The organism is Variovorax sp. F042 (genome assembly GCF_057814215.1).
Map to the genome: position 1 here is coordinate 230,889 of NZ_JBVASX010000008.1, position 24,697 is coordinate 255,585.

Consider the following 24,697-nt stretch of genomic DNA (forward strand, 5'->3'; position numbering starts at 1 on the left):
GACTCCATATCACCCTCCCATCGAAAGAGGACCCCCATGAAGAAGATCGCCATCCCGCTTCTTGTGTCTCTGTTGCTCGCGGTGTCCGGCGCCTCGCACGCGCAGGCCCCGCAGCAGGACATCGCCTTCAATCCCTCCGGACTTCAGCAGTCATACATCCCCGGCCACAACTGCTCGGGCTTCTGGCAAACGCCCAGCTTCAAGTGCGCGCCGATCCAGATTCCAACCTACGTGGGCCGTGCCAAGGATGGCAACCGCAAGGCGTTAGTGATCCTGAGTGGCAACGCTGGCGGGCTGGACAAGCGGCACGGTGACTACGCGCGCTTCCTGATGGAGCACAACATCAATGCTGTGGTGCTGGACAGCTTTGCAGCTCGGGGGCAGTCCAGCGGCACGCCGGCCGATCTTTCCACGGGCCGCACCAAGGGGTTGGATGGCTTCAATATGTCTATTGACGCGATGGTGGCTGCGGCAACGTTGGGCGCTATGCCTGAATGGACGAACGCCAAGATCGGCTACATGGGCGAAAGCATGTCGGGGGCGTCGGCGATCAACGTTGTGCGTCCCTACATCGGGCAGATCGTCAAGCAGCAAACGGGCAAGTTGCGCGACTTCGATGCAGTCGTCGCCATTTATCCGTCCTGCATCGAAAAGAACACGATAGAGAGGTTCAAGAAGATGCCGTTCCTGATCATCCACGGAGAGAAGGACGACATCGCCCTGGCTTCAGAGTGCGAGCGGCAGGTCACGTGGATGAACGCGCGGGGCGGCAACGCGGAGATCACGATCATCCCGGACGAGTATCACGACTTCGACGGGCCATGGCGTCTGCGAAGAGCTGGTGCTGAAAACACCAGCAAGTGTGCCAACACCCGCACCGGCGAAAAGTTCGTGCTCGATGCGACCGGCCAGGAGTTTCCTGGCACGCCGGAGGGCTACACCGCAATGCGCGACTCCTGCAAGTTCCGTGGCCACATGAGCGGCCATCGCGACAAGGAGCGCGTCGGCTACGACCTCTGGCTCGCGCACTTTCAGAAGTACTTGCAGAACGACTGATGTAGCAACGCCAGTCCCATCACTGCCGTAGTCCGCTACGGCATCCCCCACAGAGCACGCCGCTCGCGCCATCAGGTGCGGCCGGCGTGCTTTGTCGTTTCCGGGTTCCGTCAACCCAACTTCAACGTCAACCTCAAGGAGCCTCATGCCCATCAACCGAGTACTCGCGCCCGCACGAGACATTCAGACCCTCAAGGCCAGTAGGCCGCTTTTCGAGTTGGGACAAGTGGTCGCCACGCCCGCCGCTCTGGCATTCCTTGAAGCGAATGCGATCTACCCCGCCGCATTGCTCTCGCGTCACCAGCATGGCGACTGGGGTAGCGTTGATTCCGAGGATGCCAAGGCGAACGCCCAGGCGGTCCAATCCGGCGCGCGCCTGCTGAGTGTTTATGTCGTGAGCCACGTGGTGATCTGGGCGATCACCGACGGGGTGGATGACGAAGGCCGACGCGCCAGCACCTGCTTGTTGTTTCCGGAGGAATACTGATGACCGGCAAGGCACTGCTGAAACGGTCGCCGACGGTGTCAGCGGCGCGTGACACACGCAGGCTTACGCCGCAAACGCCGTTTGAGCCGACCTCTTCGGCGGTCGATGGCTTCACCGCGGCGGCCCAATCGACGGCGACACGGCGAGCCTATGCGGGAGACCTGAAGCACTTCTGCCTGCACGGCGGCAAGATCCCAGCCACACCGCAGATGGTAGCCAACTACGTCGCGGCGTTCGCGGGGACACACGCAGTCGCAACGATCCAGCGAAGATTGATCGGACTCCACCAGGCGCACACAGAGCAAGGGCTCGTGTCGCCCGTCATGGACCGTCTGGTCAAGCGCACCATGCAGGGCGTCCGGCGCACCTTCGGCGTGGCCCAACGCCGCGTGAAGGCATTGGTGAAAACCGACCTTCTGGAGATGCTGGTGATGGTCAACCCGCAGAAGCCGTTGAAGGCGGCGCGCGACCGGGCGCTTCTGTTGGTCGGGTTTGCGGGCGCGCTGCGGCGCTCCGAGCTGGCAGCGATCCAGTGCGCCGATATCACACGGTTCGATGGAGGCGTGGAGGTCAGGCTACCTCGATCCAAAACGGACCAGGAAGGCGTCGGCCGCACCGTGTGGATTCCGCACGCGAAGGACGCCGAGCGGTGCCCGGTTGCGGCGCTTGAAGAATGGCTGACGCTCTCGGGCATCGACCGCGGCCCGGTGTTCCGATGGGTCAGCCGGCACGGCAATCTCGTTGGCACCAAAGGCTTGACGTCGCAGTCCGTCGCGCTGGTCGTCAAGCGTTCCGTGAAACGCGTGCACGGTGCTGCCGCGACCAAGGCCGTCTCCGGTCACAGTCTGCGCGCCGGCTACTGCACCGAGGCTGCGCTGGTCGGCATGGCACCGTGGCAGATACGCGAGCAGACCGGACACAAGTCGGATGTAACCTTGGCCAAGTACATCAGGCCGATCACGAAACGCAAGATTCCAAGCCTGCTGTGAGGCGATCCGACACAACGCAGGACACGATGATTCTCATGCTCCCCAACGGGTATCCGTTTACCTGCCCGGTCGGCTGTCGAATGCTAGGGCTGAGCTGCTCGCCGGGGAAGCGCCCGGCAGCGCGCTGACTATTGAGGCGATGATCTGTTCGATTGGAAGCACGCGTTGGCCATCCAAGTCAGCAGCGATACAAACCGCGCTAGGCCCGAATGGATGATGATGCTTGACCGGCATGCTCGGGATAGGCCCGGTGCAAGCTGTGTTCGAAGCGCCGACGAGCGCGGCAGACGGTCACGGTACATAGGTTACCGATGGTGCACGCGCTGTTGGCGGAGCGCACTCTGTGCGCGGGCTGCTCCGCCGATGCTGCCGGAATCAGCGTTGCGACCTACGTCATTCAGTGGCAGTCAGGGCGCTTCTCTCCGTGGCTCCTCGCAACTCACATCCGACCAGTTCGACGACGCCAGGCGCTGAGCCTGCGGCGGGGCAACCTCGATGCGATTGCTCCACCGTTGGTGTATATCTTAAGGAGTTTGGCTGCCGCAGCCTAAAAGAAGGCTCGATAATCCCGTCCGTACAGATTCAGGAGAATCTGCCAGCGCAAGTGTTGGGGAATTTCGTCGGAGGGGCGAAATAATAACGGACCGTGAATGACAAATCAGTTTTTTGAGAAGCCAATTCTCAATTCTCCATACGAGTATCCTGGCCGGCACTGGGAGCTTGACACTACAGGGCAGCCGACGCAGCAGATCGTAGAAGCTCGGCGTACCGCCGAGTTCATTACGCCCATCCCAAAGGCCAAGAAGCAAAAGGGGGTGAAGCAGGACAATCTGCTGTTCGACGATCTCTCAACCCAGGCACAGGCCTACGACCACACCGCCATCATCAACTCGGTGCGGCAGGAGGTCGACAAGTGGCGCGCCCTGAAAAATCCGGTCGACTGGCGCGTCACGCCCGAGACGGCACGGCTGCTGCAGCACTGGCGGCATCACCCGTTTAGCAGCATTCGCCCCTTCTTCTGCCAGGTTGAGGCAGCAGAAACGGTCATCTGGCTCACCGAAGTTGCGCCACAGATCGGCAAGATTGGTCAGACCTTTCTTGACCATTTGACCAACGCTAACAACGACGCCAACCCGGAACTGATGCGTCTGGCCCTCAAGCTAGCCACCGGCGCGGGCAAGACTACGGTGATGGCGATGATCATTGCTTGGCAGACCGTCAATGCGGTGCGCCGGCCCGGCAGCAAGAAGTTCACCCGCGGTTTCTTGCTGGTCGCGCCCGGCCTGACCATCAAGGATCGCTTGCGCGTCCTGCAGCCGAACGACCCAGATAGCTATTACGCCAGCCGCGAACTGGTCCCCAGTGACATGCTGGACGACCTGAACCGCGCGAAGATCGTCATCACCAACTACCACGCCTTCAAACTTCGAGAGCGCATCGAGTTGTCCAAAGGCGGTCGCCTACTATTGCAGGGTCGCGGCGGTGAAGAACTGAATACCCTGGAGACCGAAGGTCAGATGCTCCAGCGGGTCATGCCCGACCTGATGGGCATGGCCAACGTACTGGTCATCAACGACGAGGCCCACCACTGCTACCGCGAGAAGCCCAACGCCGAGGCTGACGCCCTCAAGGGCGACGAGAAGAAGGAAGCTGAAGAGAACAACGAGGCCGCCCGCATGTGGATCACCGGCCTGGAGGCGGTCAACCGCAAGCTGGGCGTTGCGAGGGTAATCGACCTGTCCGCCACGCCGTTCTTCTTGGCTGGCTCCGGCTACATCGAGGGCACCCTGTTCCCATGGACCATGAGCGACTTTTCGCTGATGGACGCCATCGAGTGCGGCATCGTCAAGCTGCCCCGCGTGCCCGTGGCCGACAACATCCCCGGCGGCGATATGCCGAAGTTCCGCAACCTGTGGGAACACATCCGCACGCGCATGCCGAAGAAGGGGCGAGGGGCGGCAAAGGCGCTAGACCCGCTGAGCCTGCCGGTCGAGTTGCAAACGGCACTGGAAGCCTTATATGGCCACTACCAGAAGACCTTCGAGCTGTGGCAGACGGCCGGCATCAAGGTGCCACCCTGCTTTATCGTCGTCTGTAACAACACGTCGACGTCCAAGCTGGTCTACGACTTCATATCCGGCTTCAACCGTGAGAACGAAGATGGAAGTCTCACGCCAGTACCCGGCCGCTTGGAGCTGTTCCGGAACACCGATGAGTACGGCAACCCGTTCGGACGCCCACGCACTCTGTTGATCGACAGCGAGCAGTTGGAATCCGGCGAGGCCCTGGATGACAGCTTTCGTGCCGCCGCTGGCCCCGAGATCGAGCAGTTCAAGCAAGAGGTGTTTGAGCGCGGCGGCGTGCTGGCCGACGAGCTTCGGTCCGGTAAGGACTTTGACGACGCACGCCTGCTTCGCGAGGTCATGAACACGGTCGGCAAGTCTGGCCGCCTGGGCGACTCAATTCGCTGTGTTGTCTCCGTGTCCATGCTGACCGAAGGCTGGGACGCCAACACCGTGACCCATGTGTTGGGCGTTCGAGCTTTCGGCACACAGTTGCTTTGCGAACAGGTGATCGGCCGCGCCTTGCGCCGCCAGTCCTACGACTTGAACGAAGACGGTCTGTTCAACGTCGAATACGCCGACGTACTGGGCATCCCGTTTGATTTCACGGCTAAGCCCGTCATCTCGAAGCCTCAACCGCCGCGTGAGACGGTTCAGGTGCGGGCCCTGCAAGATCGCGCAGCCTTGGAGATCCAGTTCCCACGGGTACAAGGTTATCGGGTCGAACTGCCTGAAGAGCGGCTGACGGCCGAATTCACCGCCGACTCCCACATGGTGCTGACGCCCGACTTGGTAGGCCCCTCGGTCACACAGAACGCCGGCATCATTGGCGAGACCGTCGACCTCAGCCTTGAACACTTGGCTGACATGCGGCACTCCACCTTGCTAATGCACCTCACCAAGCGCCTGCTGATGAATCACTGGCGCGACCCTGGCGATGAGCCCAAGCTGCACCTGTTTGGTCAGCTCAAGCGCATTACCAAGGAATGGCTGGACACCTGCCTGACCTGCAAGGGTGATACCTACGCCGCGCAGTTGATGTATCAGGAGCTGGCGGACGAGGCCTGCAACCGCATCACGGCTGCAATTACCAAGGCCGAGCAAGCCAATATGCGCCCCATCAAGGCGGTGCTTGACCCCTACAACGCAACCGGTACCTCCCGCTTCGTCAACTTCAACACCTCGAAGACGGAGCGTTGGGAGACCAGTGGCCCGCCGCCCAAGTGCCACGTCAACTGGGTCATCCTCGACAGTGACTGGGAAGCTGAGTTCTGCCGTGTTGCCGAGCGGCATCCGCGCGTGGTGTCCTACGTTAAGAACCACAACCTTGGCTTTGAAGTGCCGTATCGCTACGGCTCTGAGACGCGCAAGTACCGTCCGGACTTCATCGTCCAGGTCGACGACGGCCATGGCCCTGACGACTTCCTGAATCTCATCGTCGAGATCAAGGGCTACAGGGGCGAAGACGCCAAGGACAAGAAGCTGACCATGGATACCTACTGGGTGCCTGGCGTCAACCACCTGGGAGCCTATGGTCGTTGGGCCTTCGTTGAATTCGTCGACGTGTACCAGATGCAGCATGACTTCGAGAAGAAGGTGTCCGCTGAGTTCGAGGCAATGATTCAGCAGGTCACTGGACTCGCAACCCCCGATGTCACGAGCCTCATCGAGGCTTCGGAAGCCTCGTTGCGTGAGGAAGCTGCGGCGATTCCATGGGTACGGCCGGTACTGGACTCCCTCTGGCGCAACGCGGCAACGCGAGTGGGTGCTGAATTGAACCTGGCGGATATCGAGAGGGTGGCGACACGGAACAACGTCGATACTGCTGACGTCATTGCAATACTCGCCTCGCTTCGAGGAGACGGCAAAGGCCACTTTCAGATGACATTGGTGGACGGCGAATCAGGAGCGCCCATAACCTTGCGTGATGCTATGCAGAAGCGGAGGGATGCAGAAGGCGGCCCCGATGGCACTCAATCCGATTGGGATCAGTGGGCGTCTCAAGTTCGAGTGAGCTGGCTTGGTCAAGGCATCAAGGGAGCCTTGAATGAGTGATAGCAATCTGAAACGGCTGTGCGAAATTCTGGCGAAGCGTTGCCCCGAGACCGTCGATCTGTTGACAGCGGTGACCGAGACCGAGTTCGATGATGCGTTTGCCCCTTGGCTCGCACAGGCAATCCATAGCTTGGAGACGAACAGCAAGAATTTTGCTGCTCTCGGCGAGACTGGTTTAGTTGCTGCCCTGGCCATGGGCCTCCGTATGCCGGGGCTGACCGTCATACAGGAAGCTAACTCCAACGGGCACGTGGATCTGACGGTCTCCCTTGATCACAGCCATCCAAAGCTGTTCTCGCTTGGTGAGGCGAAGGTCTACGACGGTCCCGAACTCCACAAGAAGGGTTTGGCGCAACTAATGGAACGATATATGACGGGTAGAGAGGCCCAATGCCTCATGTTGTCGTTCGTGCAGAAAAAGGATATCGCCGGCATCGCGAAAAAGCTGAGGGATGATATGGACAAATCCCTTCCCTCCGCGCAACAAGGCAAGAGCGCTGATATTCCTGTCAAGTGGGCTTTCAAGACAACCCACAAGCACTCCACTGGCGATCTCAGATCTGTCGCCCACTATAGCTGCAACCTTTTTAACCCAGTCGCGGGTGCCTCGCTTACCCCGGAGGCTTGAACTATGGCTACTAAGAAAAATACACCGCTGAGTGTTGAGACACTCAAGCACGAAGACGCCAAGCGCAAGAATATTCCCACGGCCGAGTACCAGTCGGTCATGAAGAAGGAGCAGCAGAGTCCGGTTCGCGTCGCGTACCCGAGGGAGCGGCAGGGCCGCAATCGCGATCTGGACCCGCAATTAGTATGGCGCGGCAAGGATGAACAGGATTGGTCAGACCTAGTGGTGCATGCGCCGCCGCTTTACATCCAAGAGAAGGTTCACCCCAAGGTCTTGATCGACGACCTCAAACGCCAGACCGACCGCGCAAAGGGCTCCGACGCGCCGCAGGTTGATATGTTTTCCGACTTCAACGGTCTGCCAAGCGACGACGCAAAGACCGAGTTCTATGCACATGACGCACATTGGGCCAATCGCATGATTCTAGGCGACAGCCTTGCGGTAATGGCGTCATTGGCCGAGCGCGAAGGGCTTCGGGGCAAGGTTCAATGCATCTATTTTGATCCGCCTTACGGCATAAAGTTCAACAGTAATTTTCAATGGAGCACCACTACACGTGACGTCAAGGACGGCAATTCCGAACACATTACACGTGAGCCGGAACAGGTAAAGGCGTTTCGAGACACTTGGCGCGATGGAATTCATTCCTACCTGACGTATATCCGTGACCGACTGACAGTCGCCCGGGATTTGTTGTCTGACACGGGATCAATCTTTGTTCAAATTGGCGACGAGAACGTTCATCGCGTTCGCACCCTAATGGATGAAGTGTTTGGCGAGGATGCCCATGTCACCATGATCGCCTTCACAAAAGGCGCGACTGGGCTTTCGGCGTCAGGTCGTATGCCTGCTCGCCTCGACTACATCCTTTGGTACGGAAAGGGCGATGGGCAGGCAATTAAATACCGTCAGTTGTACACGTTGAAAGACGCGACGGCCGATGAGAATTTCCCGTGGGTGATAACACCATCAGGCGAGCGGTATCGGATGAAGCCCGGGCAAACTGATTTCCCGGCTGGAAGTCGCTTTGGTCAAGACGTTTCGTTGAGCAAGCCTGGACCAGGCGCGAAATTTACCGTTGACTTCGTTGGACGCCAATTCGATTCTGGCAAGCGCTGGTGGGGCACGACAAAAGGGCAACTGGAGCGAGCCCTGAAATCTGATCGCATCATCGTTATAGGAAATTCACTTCGACATTTGCGATATTTGGACGAAAGCAGTGTCACCGCCATCGGAAATCTGTGGGAAGGCTTTCTCGGCCAGTCTTCGCCGGTATATGTTGTTCAGACGAACACCGAGATTGTTCAGCGGTGTCTTTTGATGGCAACAGACCCTGGCGATCTGGTGCTTGACTGTACGTGCGGTTCTGGAACTACTGCGTATGTCGCCGAGCAATGGGGGCGCCGGTGGATCACTATTGACACTTCGCGTGTTGCCTTGGCATTGGCACGGGCGCGAATCATGGGGGCCCGATATCCGTACTACATCTTGGCCGATAGTCGCGATGGTCAACTGAAGGAGGCGGAGGCGTCACGCAATGCACCGTCCAGTGCAACTGTTCGCGGCAACGTTCGGCAAGGATTTGTCTATGATAGGGTGCCTCATATCACATTCAAATCCATTGCCAACAATACCGAGATTGACGTCATATACGACAAATACCACGCAATTCTGGAGCCTCTCAGGGCGCAACTCAATCAGTCTGTAAGTAGAGATTGGCACGAGTGGGAGGTTCCGCGTGAGTCCGATCCGAAATGGACAAATTCCGCCAAGGTGGCGCACGTGAGTTGGTGGCGAGAGCGCATTTCGCGGCAGCAAGAGATTGACGCATCAATTAGTGCCAAGGCCGAGTTCGAAAATCTCTACGACAAACCTTACGAGGACAAAAAGAAGGTTCGTGTTGCAGGGCCGTTCACTGTCGAAAGTCTGTCGCCACACCGCGTGCTAGGCGTCGATGAGAACGGCGAGTTGATGGACCCCAACGACCCGAAGGTCGCCGAGCAGCAGGCGGAGTACAACGCGGCACGCAACTTCGTTCAGATCATCCTTGAGAACCTCAAAACTGCCGGCGTGCAGCAAGCCCACAAAGAAGACAAGATCACCTTCTCGTCACTCGTGCCGTGGCCCGGCGATCTTGTCTGCGGCGAAGGTGTGTACGAGGACAGTACCGGCGAAAAGCGTGCTGCCATCTTCATCGGTCCCGAATTCGGTACGGTTTCTCGCCCTGACCTGGTGTCTGCTGCGCGTGAAGCTGGCGATGCCGGCTTCGATGTATTGATTGCCTGCGCTTTCAACTACGACGCACATTCGTCCGAGTTTGAGAAGCTTGGCCGCATCCCTGTGCTGAAGGCGCGCATGAATGCTGACTTGCACATGGCCGAGGACCTCAAGAACACGGGCAAGGGCAATCTATTCGTGATTTTCGGCGAGCCGGACATCGACGTCCTTGAGGCTGAGGCTGCCGAGGGGCAGGTCCGCGTTAAAGTTAACGGCGTGGATGTGTTCCACCCGAACACCGGCGAGGTCCGCAGCGACGGCGCAGACGGCATTGCGTGCTGGTTCATCGACACCGACTACAACGAAGAAAGCTTCTTCGTGCGCCACGCCTACTTCCTCGGCGCCAACGACCCGTACAAGGCGCTCAAGACCACGCTGAAGGCCGAGATCAACGAAGAAGCCTGGGCAACCTTAAACAGTGATACGTCACGGCCGTTCGACAAGCCGAAGTCTGGGCGCATCGCTGTCAAGGTGATCAATCATCTGGGTGATGAAGTCATGAAGGTCTTCAAGGTCACATGATTTCGTCCAGAGCACTGCCCTCAAGGGTTCACTCCGAGAACGTTTGATCGAACACCGAGATCAGCACGATGGACTTTCGCATCGCCGACACCTTCACTGACAGCCTTGCCAAACTCACGGGCGATGAGCAAAAGGCGGTTAAGACCACTGCGTTCGACTTGCAGTTGAATCCGGCTCATCCGAGCATGAGCTTGCACAAGATCGAGCAGTCGAAGGACAAGAATTTTTGGTCGGTTCGGGTCAACAGTGACATTCGACTCATCGTGCACAGGACAGCGACCAGCTTCCTACTCTGCTACGTTGACCATCACGACAAGGCTTACAAGTGGGCGGAGCGGCGGAAGCTCGAAGTTCATCCCAAGACGGGCGCGGCGCAGTGGGTTGAGATTCGCGAGCGCATAGAGGAGGTCACTGGTCGGCGGGCTGCCGAGGCCAAGTTAGCGCCAGAAGGTGTTGGTGACTATGCCGCTGTTCATGCCAAAGACCGTGACCTACAGAATAAGCCACGACTCTTTTGGGGACGCACAGACGAAGACCTTCTTAGTTATGGAGTACCACCCGAGTGGCTGGCCGACGTTCGAGCGGCGGACGAAGACAGCCTACTGATCCTCGCAGACCATCTTCCGGCTGAGGCGGCGGAAGCATTGCTGGAGTTGGCAACCGGCGGCGTGCCGACGCCCATGGCCACAACACGGCTTGGCGCAGATCCGTTCAACCACCCGGATGCGCTGCGTCGATTCCGCGTCATGAAGGACGTGGAAGAGTTGGAGCACGCCCTCGACTTTCCATGGGAGAAGTGGACCGTCTTCCTTCACCCCGCGCAGCGGCAATGGATTGATCGCGACTACGCAGGTCCGGCCCGAATTTCGGGGTCAGCAGGTACGGGAAAAACCATCGTGGCCTTGCACCGAGCAGCGCATCTGACTCGCCAGAATGAAGATAGCCGTGTGTTGCTGGTCACATTCTCCGACACCTTGGCGAGCGCACTTGGGACCAAGCTACAAAACCTGATCGGCAATCAGCCGAGACTTGCCGAAAGGCTCGAAATCCACTCCATGGAAGCCATTGGCAGGCGGCTGTATGCAGCGTATTGGGGTAAGCCGAAGCTAGCGGGGCAGGCAGACATTAGTCAAGCCATTTTTGAGGCAATGAAAGCCGATCAGAGATTGAAATTCAGTCAGCGGTTCATGCTGGGCGAGTGGATCGATCTTGTCGATGCTTGGCAGCTCAAGACTTGGGAGTCCTATCGGGACGTCAAGCGGTTGGGACGGAAGACCAGGCTATCGGAGGCGCAGCGCGGCATCCTGTGGACAGTCTTTGAACGTGTGCAATCGACTTTGCGGCAGCGAGATCTGATCACGTCGGCCGAGATGTTCTTCCGGTTGGCTGAGAAGATGACAACGCTCCGGCAACCACCCTTCGACTTTGTGGTGGTCGATGAGGCACAGGACGTCAGTATTGCCCAGCTCAAGTTCCTCGCGGCTCTCGGCGCTAGTCAGGGCCAAGTTCGCCCGAATAGCCTGTTCTTCGCCGGCGACCTTGGACAGCGGATATTCCAACAGCCCTTCTCATGGAAATCCTTGGGCGTGGACGTGCGTGGACGGGCGCGCACCCTGCACATCAACTATCGAACCTCACATCAGATTCGAGCGCAAGCCGACCGGCTACTTGGGCCTGATGTCTCCGACGTGGACGGCAACACGGAAGATCGGCGGGGAACGGTGTCGGTCTTCAACGGGCCTGCACCGGAGGTTCACTCGTTCAAGTCTGAGGCTGAAGAATGCCAAGCCGTGACAGCTTGGCTCTCCGCAGGCTTGAAAGATGGCTTGATGCCGCACGAGCTGGGGATTTTCGTCAGATCTGACGCCCAGTTGGATCGCGCTATTGCGGCGGTCAAGGCTGCAGGCATCGCATTCGGTGTATTGGACGAGCATGTCGAAACCACGAGCGGTCAAGCATCAGTCTGCACAATGCATCTCGCGAAGGGTTTGGAGTTTCGTGCTGTGGCGGTGATGGCGTGCGACGACGAAGTCATACCCTCGCAAGAGCGCATTGCGGCAGTTGCCGACGATGCTGACCTCGAAGAGGTCTACAACACCGAGCGGAATCTGCTCTACGTTGCATGTACTCGGGCTCGCGACAGATTGCTCGTGACGAGCACCGAGCCGGCCTCTGAGTTTCTCGATGATCTGCTGGGCTAAAAGATGGCTCAAGTCGATATAGCTTCATGTAGTGCTAACTGCACCGTATCGCTACATGAACGATTGCTATAGCGTGCCGTGCGTGCCAAGGTCGGCTTCCAAAAAATCGCTGTTGTCAGGTTCTAGAATTTTATGAAACCGCGGATAACGCAAGTATCTTCGATTCGTCAAAATGGGTAGGAAATGTATTTCTCATCTCGCGCGACAGGCAACCTGTTGATATATCGAAAATTAAATCCGTATGAGCTTTCAAAAAAAGATATTGAAAATTTCCTTCGGCCGTCTGAGCAAACAATTGAAAGTGGCCGAGGACTTCATTGTTGACATACACGATGATGAAAATTCTTGGAGCTTCATATCTAAGCTTGCCCAGTTGATTGAAGGCGTTTTCACAAAAACTCTTACCCAACGGTTAGATGAGCCTGAAATATTCGATTCGATCAGCAACTTGTCGCAAGCGACAAGAATTGCGTTGGCGCACGATCTGAAAATAATTAACAGAGATCAAAAGTTCTTTTTCTTAACCATTGCCGAGATAAGGAACGACTACATTCACAACATCTCCAATGTTGACTCTAGCTTGAAAGACTATCTTTCTGGCTTAAAACCAAATAGAAAAAAGGAAATATTCAAAAGGTTCAAGCCATTTCTCAATGAGGAGGATGCGACGGTTGAATCATTTGTTGAAGACAGTAGGGACACTATCTTCCTCGTGTGCGCCTTGGAAATGATCAAGATGCATGGCGATGTAGAGGGGTTGGATGCCGAAAGAAAGCATAGAAAATTTCGGGCGGAGCAGGCTGAAAAACTTCTACCGAAGAAATCAGAAGAATCCATTAATATTGGTGACAGGTTTGCGATCCTTGACCACATAAAAAATGCCACGGACGCTCTAAAAAAGAATGGCCTACTTTAAACCCCTAGCATCTTGGAGAAAGACCGGTCGCGCACAGAAGGTTCATGATTCACGGGGCGGGCTAAATCTTGGACTGTTTAAGCAAAAAATCCAAGGCTCTGTCGGTACTTCCCCGAGGCTGAGGGAGCCCAGCGAAACCTTGATCCGCTTTTCGTTGACCAACGGATGTAGGAGTCCACGGCCTGTATGAACTGCTCGATGCTCATGGACTGCCAGCTCCGAAGATAGAACAGCTCGGTTTTCAATAGGCCGAAGAAGCCTTCGCATGCCGGGGGTATCAGGCGAGTACCGCTTGCGCGACATCACGAATCAGCTTCGCATCGACCCACTCGCGGACCATCGCATGATGTCGGTACCGTCATCCCGCTCGGCAGACTGATAGAAAGACGGCGACATTGCCGACACCGGCGCCTCTCGGTGTTGAGTCGGTGTCTGGCCTGCATCGGCCAAAGCGCTCGATGAGCTTACGGTCAAGGCCAGGGCGGCTGGCGCTTGACTCTCCGAGGTGCAGCAGGGGGTGCAAGTAGCGCAGGTGGCGCGAAGCCCCACCGTGACTGCGAAGCTTAATGAGCTGGCCGCCCGTTGGGACGGTGCTACTCTGGCGGTCGATGTGCCGTCCCGGAATCTATGCCTCTGTTGCAAAGGACGCAGCGCGCTTGCCTGAATTGATCTGAGCTTGAAGCCACCCGACAACACGGCCCTTTGCTCCGGCCTTCCATGTCTCACCGGTTTCGGGATTCTTGTACGTCTTGCCGGTTTCGACCTCGCGCGCCGGACGCGGTCCAGTGCCCGAACGCTTGGCCGTTGCGGTGTCGTATGGTGCCAATGCCTTGATGCCCTCGGAGATCGAAAACCCTCCCGCCTGAAGCTTCTTCGCGTAGGCGTCGGCGAGAACCTTGATTTCCTCACCACGCTTGGCTTGAAGCACTGTTTCAAGCTCTGCACGTTCAACATCCATGTCGTTGATCCGTTTCTGGATCTCGGCGTAACTCATATTCTTTGCTTCTGGCATGGATTGTTTTGTGTTGAGGGGCAGGGGACTGATTTTAGAAGAGCGTCCATCGTCTCCGGACTCTCTGAGTTTGGTGTTCAGATGCAAGCCGTGATGTCGTCAGCAGGCTCCTGAGTTCGGCTCGATGTTGCTATGGCAATGTAGCTATAAGTGTGGCGTATCGCTAAATGACTGATCGGCTTGCGCGACGCAGCTACCTGCATCCTCACAGCCTCCGCCGTTTGCAACATGGGTGCGTTGATTGTTTGCTGACCATCGAAAAAAACGGCAAAGCCGGCAAGATTTTCCCCACTTGTCGACCTACTGAAGCTGCCTACGCCGCCTAGCCATCTACGGACAATGTGCAGAGCGTCCACAAGCGTCAATTAGGAGCTATTTACTTTGACTCGCCGCTTTGACATTTTTTAATATGTCTTTGTAATACTCGGGCGGCACGGGCTTTCCATTGTCTAGAGCCCGAATAGTCAGGTTCCCATTGGCTATTTTCCCCTTTTTCATGTATTCGTCGTCCGGCCCAGCTATCTCAGCAAAGGTGGGAGTGATTTCGCCCCAAGCCTCTTCGGACCAGTTCGCGAGGGTTGGATCGAATCCTGACATTTTTTTATTGACATAATTTGACAGGTCTTTGGGTTGCAATGTTTTTTTAAGCACAGTGCCCGCTGCAAGCGTATTTGGCAAGAGCTTCGCGGAAAATGGTGCAACACTGGAGAAAGCTGGAAGCACTTTGTCGTTTGGTGTTGCGGGGCGCATCTCTATCCAAAATTCACTGTAATCTGGATCGTTGGATGGCGCAAAATTTGGCTTGATGGTCTGCACTTTTGTCACCCAGCCGTTAATTTGCCCTTGAGTGACTTGTGATAATGCCGTAATGGCGGGGGCTTTCAGTTTCGGGTCAATAGAATTTTGCTGGTTTTGTGCGTTAGCAGTTGCGGTCACGCCTGCGAGCGTGCCACTTGCAAGCCAGATCACGGGATGATTGAGCGCCATCGGAATTCCTCTAGGGTTTGTGAATTATTGGGCCAGGAAGTCGAATTAAACAGTTATTTTTCTCCGTACTTTTGACATAATCCAACAAAGAGTCACGGGCTGCCTGAAGGTGCTTCTGATATACGTTTGCCCACATCGCCTTATTTGCTCCGAATTGAGTTAGGCGTTGGTCAATTGCCTTCAGAGAAACAATGCAATTCTCAAGGGCTTGGGCTGCTGATTTTGCATCGGTGTTTGCTGAATACACTTCATAGGAGCCGATAAGCAGTGCTGCCGCGCTCATTGTGGATGCAAGGAGCTTTCCGGCAGAACTGCCGGCGTTGGCGGCAGCCAACTCGGTAAACATGATGGCGCGGTCTCGGCCATAGCCCAGCACGAATGAGGGTGCTGCCGATCCCGATTTGGCATAGGCCTGAAATGCAAAAGATGCGGTTCCAGCTAGAACAGATGTTCCAGCAACAATGCCGATTGCAACAGGTGCCACAAGAGCGCACCCAATTCCAACGAAAACTAAACTCAGCGCAAGATTTACTTGGGCAAACGCCGCATCTATCTTTGCATTCTTCTTATTTTCTTCGGCTCTTTCAATCGCGTTTTGAAGATTTTTCTTTTCCGCCTGCATTCGCTGAAAAATCTCGGCGCCAACTCCAGTGAAATCGGCGTTTAGGCGTTTAATTTCAGATTCAAATTTCTGAATCGTCAGCCGCAGATCATTGCATGTTGCTAATGTGGCAATTGGGAAATTTCTGATTATTAATGAGCTAACGGCATAGTCCCCTGCTTCTTGACTGAAGGCGCATTTCGGTACTGCCGCAATCGCAGCAGACATAGCTAGGAAGCGTCGGCGCGCATGAAGATCAAGAAAATTAGACATGGTGAGTCTCACACTGAGGAGACAACTGATGAGCGAGTGTGGGATCCGACGAAATCCATTCGACAGCGCGTGCAATCATGGCCGCGGCAGCGACACAATGTGACTGCCCGGAGATCATCGCGCGCTCGACAGCCGTTGCTTCGGCAATAGGCCAACTGCTGCAAGCCCCAAGATATTTACAGGAGCTACAAGCACTTTCTACTCGATCTTCTGCGCCTTGAATCGCTCTCAAGCGCCCAGGCGAATGCAAAAGCTGTTCAACTGAATCAGTGAGTAGATTTCCATGGCAGTAGGATGCTTCGTATGTATCGGCAACCGAATAAACATCAAGATTTGTATCAACGACATATACATACTCTCGGAGTTTTTTGTTATATGCCATCTGAGCGCCCGGAACCCCGCTTAAATGAATCACCGCTGCTCGAACAAATTCGTCAATTGGCAAGACGCTGATTCCGCGCCCCTCCGAAAACCACAAATCCATCAGTTCACAATATGCGCCGAGCAACGCGTTGTAGTCGACTGCATGAGAGTCGTTTTGCTCGCCGCTGGCAGCCCGATAGTATGGGAGAACTCGAAAACTAATGCCCGTCTCGTTAAAGAATCTGAACATCTGAGATACCTGTCCGATATTTTCTCTAGTGAGAACAGAGATCGCACCTACTCGAATACCTTCATTGGATAAATGCGCTAAATTCTCGAGAACAATGTCTTGAGAATCTCGGCCAGTCTTAGTAACTCGATGCGCTCCGAATAAGTCCAACGAAATGGAGACATGGTCGAATTTTTTAAGCAGCGCGAGTTGCCTTGGCCCCAAGGCAGTCAAGTTTGTTTGAATTACGTTGGAGACGGACTCTTGAGTGAACACCTCACGTTGTGCGCGAAATGCAGCCTCGTAATATGCGGGTGGGAGAAGGAGCGGCTCCCCGCCATGCCAACAGAACTTTGGCTTCGCACCGAAGTGCGCCGATAAATTCGATATCTTGGAGAAAGCTGCAACAAACTGGCTCTCCGGAATTCGGGAGTGATCATCCAGACTGTCGAACTCGTAGCAATACGTGCACCGCAGGTTGCACAACTTAGAACTCTTGATAACCCAAGTAATCGGGGCATCCATGCTCTTCGCTCCTTGACGCACTTTAGGAGTGGGACTCCTTTCTTGAGTAAGTACATACCCTACGTGGCGCCAAGAAGCCTGCTCCTTGCGTTCGGCTTCGAGGGGGATGACTACCCGCCACACCCGCCACCAGCATCCATCAGCACGACCCCCAGTGGTTGCGCTTGCAGGACTCGTCTTCTCCGCGGGCCGCCTCCCTCACGCCCCTTTCATATAGATGTCGTTTTCAGTATCGGCGCGAACCTGCCGAAGGCCCCGATACTTAATCAAACTCTCGCATGGCGCGCTCAGAGGACTGGCGGAGCTGGGCTACAGTGCAGGTACGGGCCCGCCGCCTCGAAACTGCAAGCGCCTACTCCACGAGCTCAACGCGGTAAGCGCCTTCAACACCTCCCGAATGCCTCTCAGTAGCACGGTTCGCCTGCTTTGCGCCCAAGCCCAACGATGAAAGGGGAGGCAGAAAAGTGCGCACTTGTGGATCAGCGTTCAAAGATTTCGTTCATCCGCGAAGCAACAGCGTCAAACAAGGCCAAAGGATCTGCGAATTGCTTAGAGAGGGGCGTATGGGGGTCGAAGATCAAATGAAACACATAGGCAGCATTTTCTAAGCCCGCACTACGGTTACCTGCCGCGCGAAACAAGGATGTTATTTCATTGAATCTAGTGATTGCCGCCGGGTGATCGGGGCCTTTGGACTTTACCGTTCCGTCGAGGACAACCCAGGCTGCCGCGACAGACGTAACGACCAGCCGGAATTCGAGTGCCAGCCCATTGCCAGAATCTTTGAGAACCCACTCAGTCGCGAACTGATCCGCAGCGTGCTCATCTTTGATGCGAATGCTTGGAGGCGACTGCTTTTGATGGCCCAGATGCAAGTGCGCGACCTCATGAAGTAACAACCAAGCGATGGCACCATAGAACGCATTGTTTACTCGGCCCTCCAACGAGTCATACGGCGCTGCTGCATCCGGGAGGGGCAGGTTGGCCGGCCATGGTTTGTCAGAATGAAAAAGCGAACGGGCGTATTGAACATACTCGTCGATCCGTCGCTCGTGGTATTCAAGCGTGATGTCGGCGCGACCAGCGCGTTGCGCGCGACCCGCGATGTCCATGATGTTTACGGCAGCGTAAGTTAAACACCAGAGGCTTGCCAGACCTGCCGTAGAGATTGCAATTTCCCTCTGCTCCCCTGGCAAGGCGTAGAACTGTGCCTCACCCTCGGCCGCTCGAATTTGCCACTTTTCGTTCTCGAAGATCCTTGTCTCTAGTTCTGCCCCTCGCTCAGGCGCGATTCGTGCTGGCGCCGAACGAACGCCCTTCATGAATGCCTTCATCACTTCGGCCGTTAGATGACTCATGTTGGCTTTTGCCTCAAGTAGATTTCGACGTCGACGCTAGTCGGCTTGATTGTCGAATGGTTGTTGGGGGCGCGCCGCAAAGTGCTGTGGTGATCTTGCCTGAAGTCGCCATCGCGAAACGTCTGGGCCGAGCGTCGGCAGTGTGGCTACGCCCCCAACCGTTGCTGGCCTCATTGCGCCTCTGGGCGGCTCTTGACCGTTCGTGCCTTGACTAGCCGGATAAAGTCGGCGGCATGCATGTGCCGTGCTTCTCCCGCAGTAGGCGCGTGCGAGGCACGAGGCCCTGATCCTGAGCGGCTATGACTGCAGCGTTTGCTGTGTACCACTGCAGCAAGTTCCGGTTCCAAACCACAGCCATCAAGTTCTCAGGGGGGTATGACGGCATCAGGGCGTGCGCGACCGCCTGCGAACCGCTGTGCACAAACGAATGCATTGCCTTTATCGTGCTCAGCAGGCGCGAGAATTCGGCAGCAACGTGTGGAACCTGCTGGTCAATGTGCTTCAGCATGGTTGCGATGGACACCTGCGATGCCGGCTCTTTATGCTCGGGTCCGTCGACGGGCGTTGCGAACTTTTGAAGCCATTCATCCGTTGCGCACTGCGTGGTCCAGGCGGCGCGCACTACGGCCTCGAATTGGAGTCGGCAGATCGCCAGAGCTGTGCCCGTCAGCCCGACTTCCAATAGCAGTCGCTGGCTTAGGGCATGCTCATACGCCGTTCTGCACAACGCCATGGCAATGACGCCGCGCGTCGAACGGGGCTGACATTTCCCCAGCAGTTTGCCGACGTCTGCATCCAAAGGCTCGCTGATCGTCAGCAATTCGGCAAGATCGGCCTCTGCTTCCAGATTACTCATGTTTGCGAGCTGTCCTCAATGCACGTTGCCATCATGTTCCAGTCCGCTGCAGGGGCCGTGTCAAACCGGCGCGGATGGCAGGTTTTGGGCGACTGTAGCCGAAGCCCCACCGCCAGCGCACGATTAGGTGTGTGCCCTCGATGTGGCCGGCAGTTGCAGATGATCGACGAACCAGCCACGCCCGCCACCAGTCCGTCAATGGCAAGCCAAGGGGCTGAACAGCATCAGCGTCCTGAGCGCTAGGTTCAACACGTCCTGCACCGCCTGTGAGCGTGTTTGCCCAATGATCCAGAGCCGACCAGGCGGTTGCGACTGGAGCATCAATTCAAGCATTCGCTTCACCATTTCGTTTCCTCCTTGGTGGTCGCATCGACGGCCTGCGTGTGGTGAAAGGCCTTTGCTCGCGTCTGGGCGGCCCTGCCAACCGGCCACAGACGGATTGAACCGTCATCGTTCAGCCGCATTTCCATAACTTGACCTGGACGCAGGCCTGCCAAACGGACGATGTCGCTGTTGATGCGGCAGGCCAACGCGTTGCCCCATGTGCCTAACGTAGTCATGACGAGTTCCTTCCTTGATAGCCACGCGGCTACAGTGCGAAATTGGCAACGAGCGGCATGCCCATGACATCAGTTCGACGCATCAGGCATGCCGCCAGCCGCCCTTTTGGAGGGGCTGAAGCGATGAATTAGTCGGTCGCAAGGGTCAAGCCACTGAACGTAGGCAGGTTCCCGACATTCCCGCGCTCAAAACGATTTTCCAAGCGCGCCGTCATTTCCGTCTTGGTCAGAACGCGGAACTTGCTGTTCAGCTTCGCCCAGTCCAGATACGCCGCCCACAGATCTTTCAGCTTGATGCTCTTCATGTGGTCGATGGTGCAGCGCTCCTGCAAGAACACCTCGAACGAGTCGGCCTCTTGCTGCAACGCGTCCACCGCTTGCACGACCTTCTCTGGTGGATTCAAGCCTCGTTGCGCGACGTAATCAGCGAGTCCGCCCAGCAGCAAGTTCAAGATGCCGGAGCCTTCAGCTTTCAACTCCTCCGTCAGATTCCGGTTGATCTGGTTCGGGCTAAAGGTACGGTCGAACGGAATGACGCGGATACGACGCCACAAGCCCTTGTCCTGGGCCTCGGCGAACGGCATGAAGTTGGCGGTCATGAACAGGCAGCACTCGATGGCGATCTCCTCGCCGCCGGAATACAGACCGCGGACATAGATCTTCTTTTCTCCCGTCAACTGCTTCACGAGACTCGTATCCAGCTTGTGAGTACGATTTGGCTCGGCGATCACGAGGACGCGTGAACTTTTGAGCTTAGCGAGCGCAGGGTTGGCTCCATCGTTGACGTGCGACTTCTGCATCAATGTTTCGGTGCGAAGCCGCCCGGCAAACGGACCAAGAATGCCGAGGACGACTTCCATGAGTGTGGACTTGCCGTTCTCGCTGGGGCCCAACAAGATGAACATGACCTGTTCCACCGGATTGCCCATCAGCGCATAGCCAAGCACCCGCACTACATACGCGATCATGGTTTGATCTTCCTCAAGCACCTCGTTGAGGAAGCGAACGAAGCGTTCGGCCGTAGCTGCAGGATCGAAGGTGACTGGCGCGGACACTTTGGCAATGGCCCGGTAGTCGACCGGCACCAGTTGACGGGTAAGCAGGTTCACGACTCCGTTGGCGACCGGCAGGTACGGTGCCCCGCTCACGATTCGCGGCTCGGACATGGGAACCAGTGCCTCCGAAACGTGCTCGCAAACCTCCTCAAGCAGCTTGTTGCTGCCCAGCTTCTTCTCGTGCGCCTTCCACGCGGCCTCATTGCCCGTTTGGCGGCCGCGTTTGATCACGGCGGCAGCCGCTGCGGCAACGCGCGCTCGCTTCTGGCGCGCCGTAAGCGGCCGGTTGACGGTGCCATCCCATTCGTAGAACTGCGTCGTCACACCGCGCGCAGTCAGTTCTCCGTCCAGCGCGACTACGGTACCCGCCATTTCGGCAGCTACGCGGTCTCCAAACTCGCGGTCCGTGATCGCACGCGCTGGCTCCCCGCCATCTAAGTCAGACCAGCCCGGGTTTTTCCAGCCTTCCTTTTGGGCCATGGCGAACAGCGTTGATAGCGCACCGTTGCCGCTCTTGCAGACGCTCGCCCACTTCTTCTCGAAGGCGTCGGCGTCGAACTTCGGCGAGCCCTCTGAGAACGCCAATGCGATCATGCGACCCTCGTGGCCCAGCGCCGCGAGGTTTACAAGGACCTTGAACCAAGTCTCGTAGTTCTCGGCGTAGCGGCGGCTCTTCAGATGGTCCACTGCGGCACGTGTGTGCTTGAGGGTGATGTCAGGGCTGTCGCGCAGCACATGCGGATGTATGTGGTTGACCTTCGGGCTGCTGATGGCAATGCCGGCCTCGTACAACGCGCCGTCGCACGCTTTCCAGAGGAAGTCTGGCGAGTATTCGGCGCTACTGCACAAGTCTTCCCGCAGGAGTACAACCGTCCCATACTTGCGATTGCGGAACCGTGGCAAGCGGACCATCTGATTCACGCGGGCAAAGGCCATGTCGCCGCCGAGCCGCTTCGCCATGACCTTGGCCAATCGTCCCATCCGATGCGCCGGAATCGTCTCAGTCAGTTGCCAAATGCAGTGGTAGCGTCCACCCGACGTAGCAATGACGATGGTTGGTGCCAGCGGTTGACCTGGGAGGCATAGGTCCGGCAGGCCGTGGTCGAAATCTACGGCGACAGCCCAAGACTCCGTGTGGTTGCCGACACGCATGCTCTGGTCGTTGCTGGTGCATAGTGCAAAGTACGCCTCATACAACTCAAGTCCGTCGGCCTTCATGCGCGCGACATGCTCAGAGTAGGTGCAGTAGTAGGTCTTGCACTCAAGCTCACCCTCCTCATCAGGCGCCATCTGCATGATGGTGAACGGAAGCTCGGGGTAGTGTGCGGTCTCGACCACGCGGCGAATCTGCGAGGTCACTTCGTCATCCCATGTAAGCATGGAAAATCCTTCATCGGTGATGCCTGGTACAGGCAGGGATCGATAGCGGTATGAGTGAAGTGAGTGCTGTGGCTATTTTTGTTGCTTGATTCAAGCAAGTAAAAAATGAATAAATACAGCCGCTAACTCACCTCACTCGCTTTACTCAGTTTCTTTGTGAGGGGGAAGAGCGCGCCATGGCACTAACTGCTCGCCCCGCTGTTAGGGCGGCCGAAGGGATCGTTTCCGCGATTCTTCAAGGCGTTCTGATAGCCGGCGCGAATCTGCGCATCGATCCAGGCATCGACGATGTCGGCAGACCAATACGAGGTACGTCCCGGCTTGCCTGATAGCGTGGGTAACTTGATCGGCGCCGGAAAATCTCCGGAGCGAATCATGTCGTGCAGCTTTGTGTTGCCGACATTGAGCTTGGCGCGGACATCCGCCTTGCGTATGAGCCTTTTCATGGAATCTCCAATGAGGGAGAGGACCAGTAGGGCTGCAAGGTATTTAGGCTCGCAAGATCCTCTCCGGTTAGCAAAAGCTAACGTGGAAAGACCTCGCAAAACCGCCAGCGGGAGCTGTTTGCTCAATCGGGCTATTACGCGTTTGCCCGGTGAGCCTTTATCTGCCTTTCGGCAGGCGGCGCGTGCTCGATAGTGAGCTGTGCGGAGGAATCGTATGCCAGCGGGTTAAGGCGCAGTGCTCTGCATACGATGGTGCGCATATTGGCTGAGCACCAGAAATTTCCGCCCTCTAGGGAAATTTCTGCCGCAAGTCTAGCCATATGAGAATGCCGGCGTCAACTATCGGACGAAGGGGAGTGGTTTTCGTGGGAGGGCGTTGAAAGGCAGTACCTCTCCCAAGCCTCCATCAATGCTCGTCGCTTGTGAAAATAGTCTCCACGCTGGTAGGCCGCTTCGACCCGGTCCCTTAATTTGTGCGCGAGCGCCTGTTCACAAATCTCGCGTGGAAAGTCGGTGCACTCGGCCGCCCACATCCTGGCGCAAGAACGCATGCCGTGAGGGGTGCAATCCGTGCGTTCGATGCGCTTAAGAAATTCGATGGCAGCAGCGTCCGAGATGGGGCGCCCAGCCTTGCGGCCAGGAAAGACGAAACAAGAGGGCGCGAGCATGTGATCGTTCCTTTCCCTCTGGTGCCGCAGGATGTATTGCGCCGCGGCACACAGAGGAACACGGTGCTCGACGCCGCCCTTCATGCGCCCGGCTGGGATTGTCCAGGTTGAGAGATCCGGCGAAATTTCGGCCCAAGTGGCGCCACGCGCCTCGCCTGTGCGGCACATGGTGAGAATGATGAATTGCAGAAGAACGCTGCCGTCGGTGCCGTCCCGCTGAATTCGGTCCATGAACGCCGGCATTTGTTGATATGGCAACGCGTTATGGTGCTTGGGGACCACCTTGCGATGTGCGGCGGGGATGGCCTCGCTCAGATGTGAGCGCCATCTGGCCGGGTTCTCTTGATTTTTTCGGTGGCCGCGAACAATGCACCATGCAAGAATCTTCTCGATTCGCTGCTGTACCCGCTGAGCCGTGGTGGGAATCCGCTTGAAGAGCGGCTCGATGATCTGTAAGACGTGAGTGGAGGTGATGTCTTCGACCGATTTATCCCCGATAACTGGGTGCGCATACTGCTCTAGTGTGCTTCGCCACTGCAGGGAGTGTTTCTCGTTCCGGTGAGCATCTTTGAGTTGCTGCAGGTAGGTATCAGCGCACCAGCGGAACGTTTTGCGCTCGTAGTCGGTTGGTTTCCTGGCCGGTTTCGCGGGTCGCAGCGCCAATCTTTCTTGCTGCCGTGCCTGTCGCTCGTTGTCTCGGGCTTCGATGGGATCGATCTCCCGGTCGACTAAAACTCGGAGTTCGCGCGCCCGCTTTCGAGCCTGTTCAAGAGACCAAGCACGCAAAGGTCCGAGGCCCATCGAACGTGTTCTTTTGTCGAGGCTGAAACGGAAAATCCAGGACTTCACTCCGCTGGGCGTCACTTGGAGATACAAGCCACCTCCGTCGCCATAGAGGGTGGGGGCTTTCGGATGCTTTGCTATTGCATCGCGCACGAGTGCATTTGTCAGAACGGATGATTTTCTTGTCATGGGTAGAGTGCAACTCAAGGAGCGACTCATACCAACTGGCGGTGACTGCCGCACGATGCCGTGCGTTGGCGATCTTGCGCTGCTCACCTTTACGACGCGGCGACCGAAAACGGCCGGTGCCGCAATCTGCTCGCTGCGTCGTCCACTCCGCCAGTCAGAAGCCCTTGCAGCTCAATGAGTTGCAAGGGCTTTTCACTTTCTGGCCTCCCCACGCAATT

At 56.9% G+C, this 24,697-nt stretch carries 18 protein-coding genes and 1 pseudogene; 8 read left to right on the forward strand and 11 right to left on the reverse strand.

Features of this window, described 5'->3' with window-relative positions:
• The first annotated feature begins 36 nt into the window (after window positions 1-36).
• The 8 genes from ACZYSP_RS23830 (at window position 37) to ACZYSP_RS23865 (ending at window position 13,194) form a co-directional block, all read left to right on the forward strand.
• Window positions 37-1,056 carry a dienelactone hydrolase family protein gene (locus tag ACZYSP_RS23830; RefSeq protein WP_489016932.1) on the forward strand — a complete coding sequence of 340 codons (1,020 nt, stop codon included), beginning with the start codon at window positions 37-39 and terminating at the stop codon, window positions 1,054-1,056.
• Between the two features lie 145 nt (window positions 1,057-1,201).
• A complete protein-coding gene (locus ACZYSP_RS23835) occupies window positions 1,202-1,543 on the forward strand; it encodes a hypothetical protein (RefSeq protein WP_489016934.1) in 342 nt (113 codons plus the stop codon).
• Window positions 1,543-2,532 carry a site-specific integrase gene (locus tag ACZYSP_RS23840; protein ID WP_489016935.1) on the forward strand — a complete coding sequence of 330 codons (990 nt, stop codon included), beginning with the start codon at window positions 1,543-1,545 and terminating at the stop codon, window positions 2,530-2,532. The genes ACZYSP_RS23835 and ACZYSP_RS23840 overlap by 1 nt, the downstream gene beginning before the upstream one ends.
• Window positions 2,533-3,182: 650 nt before the next feature.
• Entirely contained in the window at window positions 3,183-6,650 is a 3,468-nt protein-coding gene (locus ACZYSP_RS23845) for a BPTD_3080 family restriction endonuclease (RefSeq protein WP_489016937.1), read from the forward strand.
• Complete coding sequence (locus ACZYSP_RS23850; protein ID WP_489016939.1) at window positions 6,643-7,278, forward strand: hypothetical protein; 636 nt, start codon at window positions 6,643-6,645, stop codon at window positions 7,276-7,278. Before ACZYSP_RS23845 ends, ACZYSP_RS23850 begins: the two co-directional genes overlap by 8 nt.
• Window positions 7,279-7,281: 3 nt before the next feature.
• Window positions 7,282-10,077 carry a site-specific DNA-methyltransferase gene (locus ACZYSP_RS23855; protein WP_489016941.1) on the forward strand — a complete coding sequence of 932 codons (2,796 nt, stop codon included), beginning with the start codon at window positions 7,282-7,284 and terminating at the stop codon, window positions 10,075-10,077.
• A 68-nt stretch (window positions 10,078-10,145) separates the two neighbouring features.
• The gene (locus tag ACZYSP_RS23860) at window positions 10,146-12,278 is read left to right on the forward strand and encodes a UvrD-helicase domain-containing protein (protein WP_489016943.1); all 2,133 of its coding nucleotides are present in this window, start codon (window positions 10,146-10,148) and stop codon (window positions 12,276-12,278) included.
• A 241-nt stretch (window positions 12,279-12,519) separates the two neighbouring features.
• Window positions 12,520-13,194: a hypothetical protein gene (locus ACZYSP_RS23865; RefSeq protein ID WP_489016945.1), complete on the forward strand. Its 675-nt coding sequence runs from the start codon at window positions 12,520-12,522 to the stop codon at window positions 13,192-13,194.
• A 77-nt stretch (window positions 13,195-13,271) separates the two neighbouring features.
• Here the strand turns inward: ACZYSP_RS23865 and ACZYSP_RS23870 are convergent.
• The 11 genes and pseudogenes from ACZYSP_RS23870 to ACZYSP_RS23920 all read right to left on the reverse strand — a co-directional run.
• Window positions 13,272-13,497, reverse strand: a pseudogene (locus tag ACZYSP_RS23870) (IS3 family transposase); the annotation flags it as partial.
• Between the two features lie 322 nt (window positions 13,498-13,819).
• Window positions 13,820-14,293, reverse strand: a complete 474-nt coding sequence (locus ACZYSP_RS23875; protein ID WP_489016947.1) for a hypothetical protein — start codon at window positions 14,291-14,293, stop codon at window positions 13,820-13,822.
• Between the two features lie 285 nt (window positions 14,294-14,578).
• On the reverse strand, window positions 14,579-15,193 hold the full coding sequence (locus tag ACZYSP_RS23880; protein ID WP_489016949.1) for a hypothetical protein: 615 nt from the start codon (window positions 15,191-15,193) through the stop codon (window positions 14,579-14,581).
• A gap of 10 nt (window positions 15,194-15,203) precedes the next feature.
• Window positions 15,204-16,067, reverse strand: a complete 864-nt coding sequence (locus ACZYSP_RS23885) for a hypothetical protein (protein ID WP_489016951.1) — start codon at window positions 16,065-16,067, stop codon at window positions 15,204-15,206.
• Window positions 16,060-17,184: a radical SAM protein gene (locus ACZYSP_RS23890; protein ID WP_489016953.1), complete on the reverse strand. Its 1,125-nt coding sequence runs from the start codon at window positions 17,182-17,184 to the stop codon at window positions 16,060-16,062. The genes ACZYSP_RS23885 and ACZYSP_RS23890 overlap by 8 nt, the downstream gene beginning before the upstream one ends.
• A 479-nt stretch (window positions 17,185-17,663) precedes the next feature.
• A complete protein-coding gene (locus tag ACZYSP_RS23895) occupies window positions 17,664-18,542 on the reverse strand; it encodes a phage exclusion protein Lit family protein (RefSeq protein WP_489016955.1) in 879 nt (292 codons plus the stop codon).
• 211 nt (window positions 18,543-18,753) lie between these two features.
• Entirely contained in the window at window positions 18,754-19,398 is a 645-nt protein-coding gene (locus ACZYSP_RS23900; RefSeq protein ID WP_489016957.1) for a DUF6988 family protein, read from the reverse strand.
• Window positions 19,399-19,736: 338 nt separating this feature from the next.
• Complete coding sequence (locus tag ACZYSP_RS23905) at window positions 19,737-19,958, reverse strand: AbrB/MazE/SpoVT family DNA-binding domain-containing protein (protein WP_489016959.1); 222 nt, start codon at window positions 19,956-19,958, stop codon at window positions 19,737-19,739.
• Window positions 19,959-20,086: 128 nt separating this feature from the next.
• Window positions 20,087-22,393, reverse strand: coding sequence for a phage/plasmid primase, P4 family (locus tag ACZYSP_RS23910; RefSeq protein WP_489016961.1), 2,307 nt, complete (start codon window positions 22,391-22,393; stop codon window positions 20,087-20,089).
• A gap of 182 nt (window positions 22,394-22,575) precedes the next feature.
• Entirely contained in the window at window positions 22,576-22,839 is a 264-nt protein-coding gene (locus tag ACZYSP_RS23915; RefSeq protein WP_489016963.1) for a helix-turn-helix transcriptional regulator, read from the reverse strand.
• Window positions 22,840-23,174: 335 nt separating this feature from the next.
• A complete protein-coding gene (locus tag ACZYSP_RS23920) occupies window positions 23,175-24,479 on the reverse strand; it encodes a tyrosine-type recombinase/integrase (protein WP_489016965.1) in 1,305 nt (434 codons plus the stop codon).
• Between the last annotated feature and the right edge of the window lie 218 nt (window positions 24,480-24,697).

Coding starts and splice junctions, on each gene's coding strand:
- ACZYSP_RS23860 (WP_489016943.1), top strand. CDS start 10,146: ATGGACTTTCGCATCGCCGACACCTTCACTGACAGCCTTGCCAAACTC.
- ACZYSP_RS23915 (WP_489016963.1), bottom strand. CDS start 22,839: ATGAAAAGGCTCATACGCAAGGCGGATGTCCGCGCCAAGCTCAATGTC.
- ACZYSP_RS23850 (WP_489016939.1), top strand. CDS start 6,643: ATGAGTGATAGCAATCTGAAACGGCTGTGCGAAATTCTGGCGAAGCGT.
- ACZYSP_RS23900 (WP_489016957.1), bottom strand. CDS start 19,398: ATGAGTAATCTGGAAGCAGAGGCCGATCTTGCCGAATTGCTGACGATC.
- ACZYSP_RS23910 (WP_489016961.1), bottom strand. CDS start 22,393: ATGCTTACATGGGATGACGAAGTGACCTCGCAGATTCGCCGCGTGGTC.
- ACZYSP_RS23880 (WP_489016949.1), bottom strand. CDS start 15,193: ATGGCGCTCAATCATCCCGTGATCTGGCTTGCAAGTGGCACGCTCGCA.
- ACZYSP_RS23890 (WP_489016953.1), bottom strand. CDS start 17,184: ATGGATGCCCCGATTACTTGGGTTATCAAGAGTTCTAAGTTGTGCAAC.
- ACZYSP_RS23840 (WP_489016935.1), top strand. CDS start 1,543: ATGACCGGCAAGGCACTGCTGAAACGGTCGCCGACGGTGTCAGCGGCG.
- ACZYSP_RS23855 (WP_489016941.1), top strand. CDS start 7,282: ATGGCTACTAAGAAAAATACACCGCTGAGTGTTGAGACACTCAAGCAC.
- ACZYSP_RS23835 (WP_489016934.1), top strand. CDS start 1,202: ATGCCCATCAACCGAGTACTCGCGCCCGCACGAGACATTCAGACCCTC.
- ACZYSP_RS23895 (WP_489016955.1), bottom strand. CDS start 18,542: ATGAGTCATCTAACGGCCGAAGTGATGAAGGCATTCATGAAGGGCGTT.
- ACZYSP_RS23830 (WP_489016932.1), top strand. CDS start 37: ATGAAGAAGATCGCCATCCCGCTTCTTGTGTCTCTGTTGCTCGCGGTG.
- ACZYSP_RS23865 (WP_489016945.1), top strand. CDS start 12,520: ATGAGCTTTCAAAAAAAGATATTGAAAATTTCCTTCGGCCGTCTGAGC.
- ACZYSP_RS23885 (WP_489016951.1), bottom strand. CDS start 16,067: ATGTCTAATTTTCTTGATCTTCATGCGCGCCGACGCTTCCTAGCTATG.
- ACZYSP_RS23845 (WP_489016937.1), top strand. CDS start 3,183: ATGACAAATCAGTTTTTTGAGAAGCCAATTCTCAATTCTCCATACGAG.
- ACZYSP_RS23905 (WP_489016959.1), bottom strand. CDS start 19,958: ATGACTACGTTAGGCACATGGGGCAACGCGTTGGCCTGCCGCATCAAC.
- ACZYSP_RS23920 (WP_489016965.1), bottom strand. CDS start 24,479: ATGACAAGAAAATCATCCGTTCTGACAAATGCACTCGTGCGCGATGCA.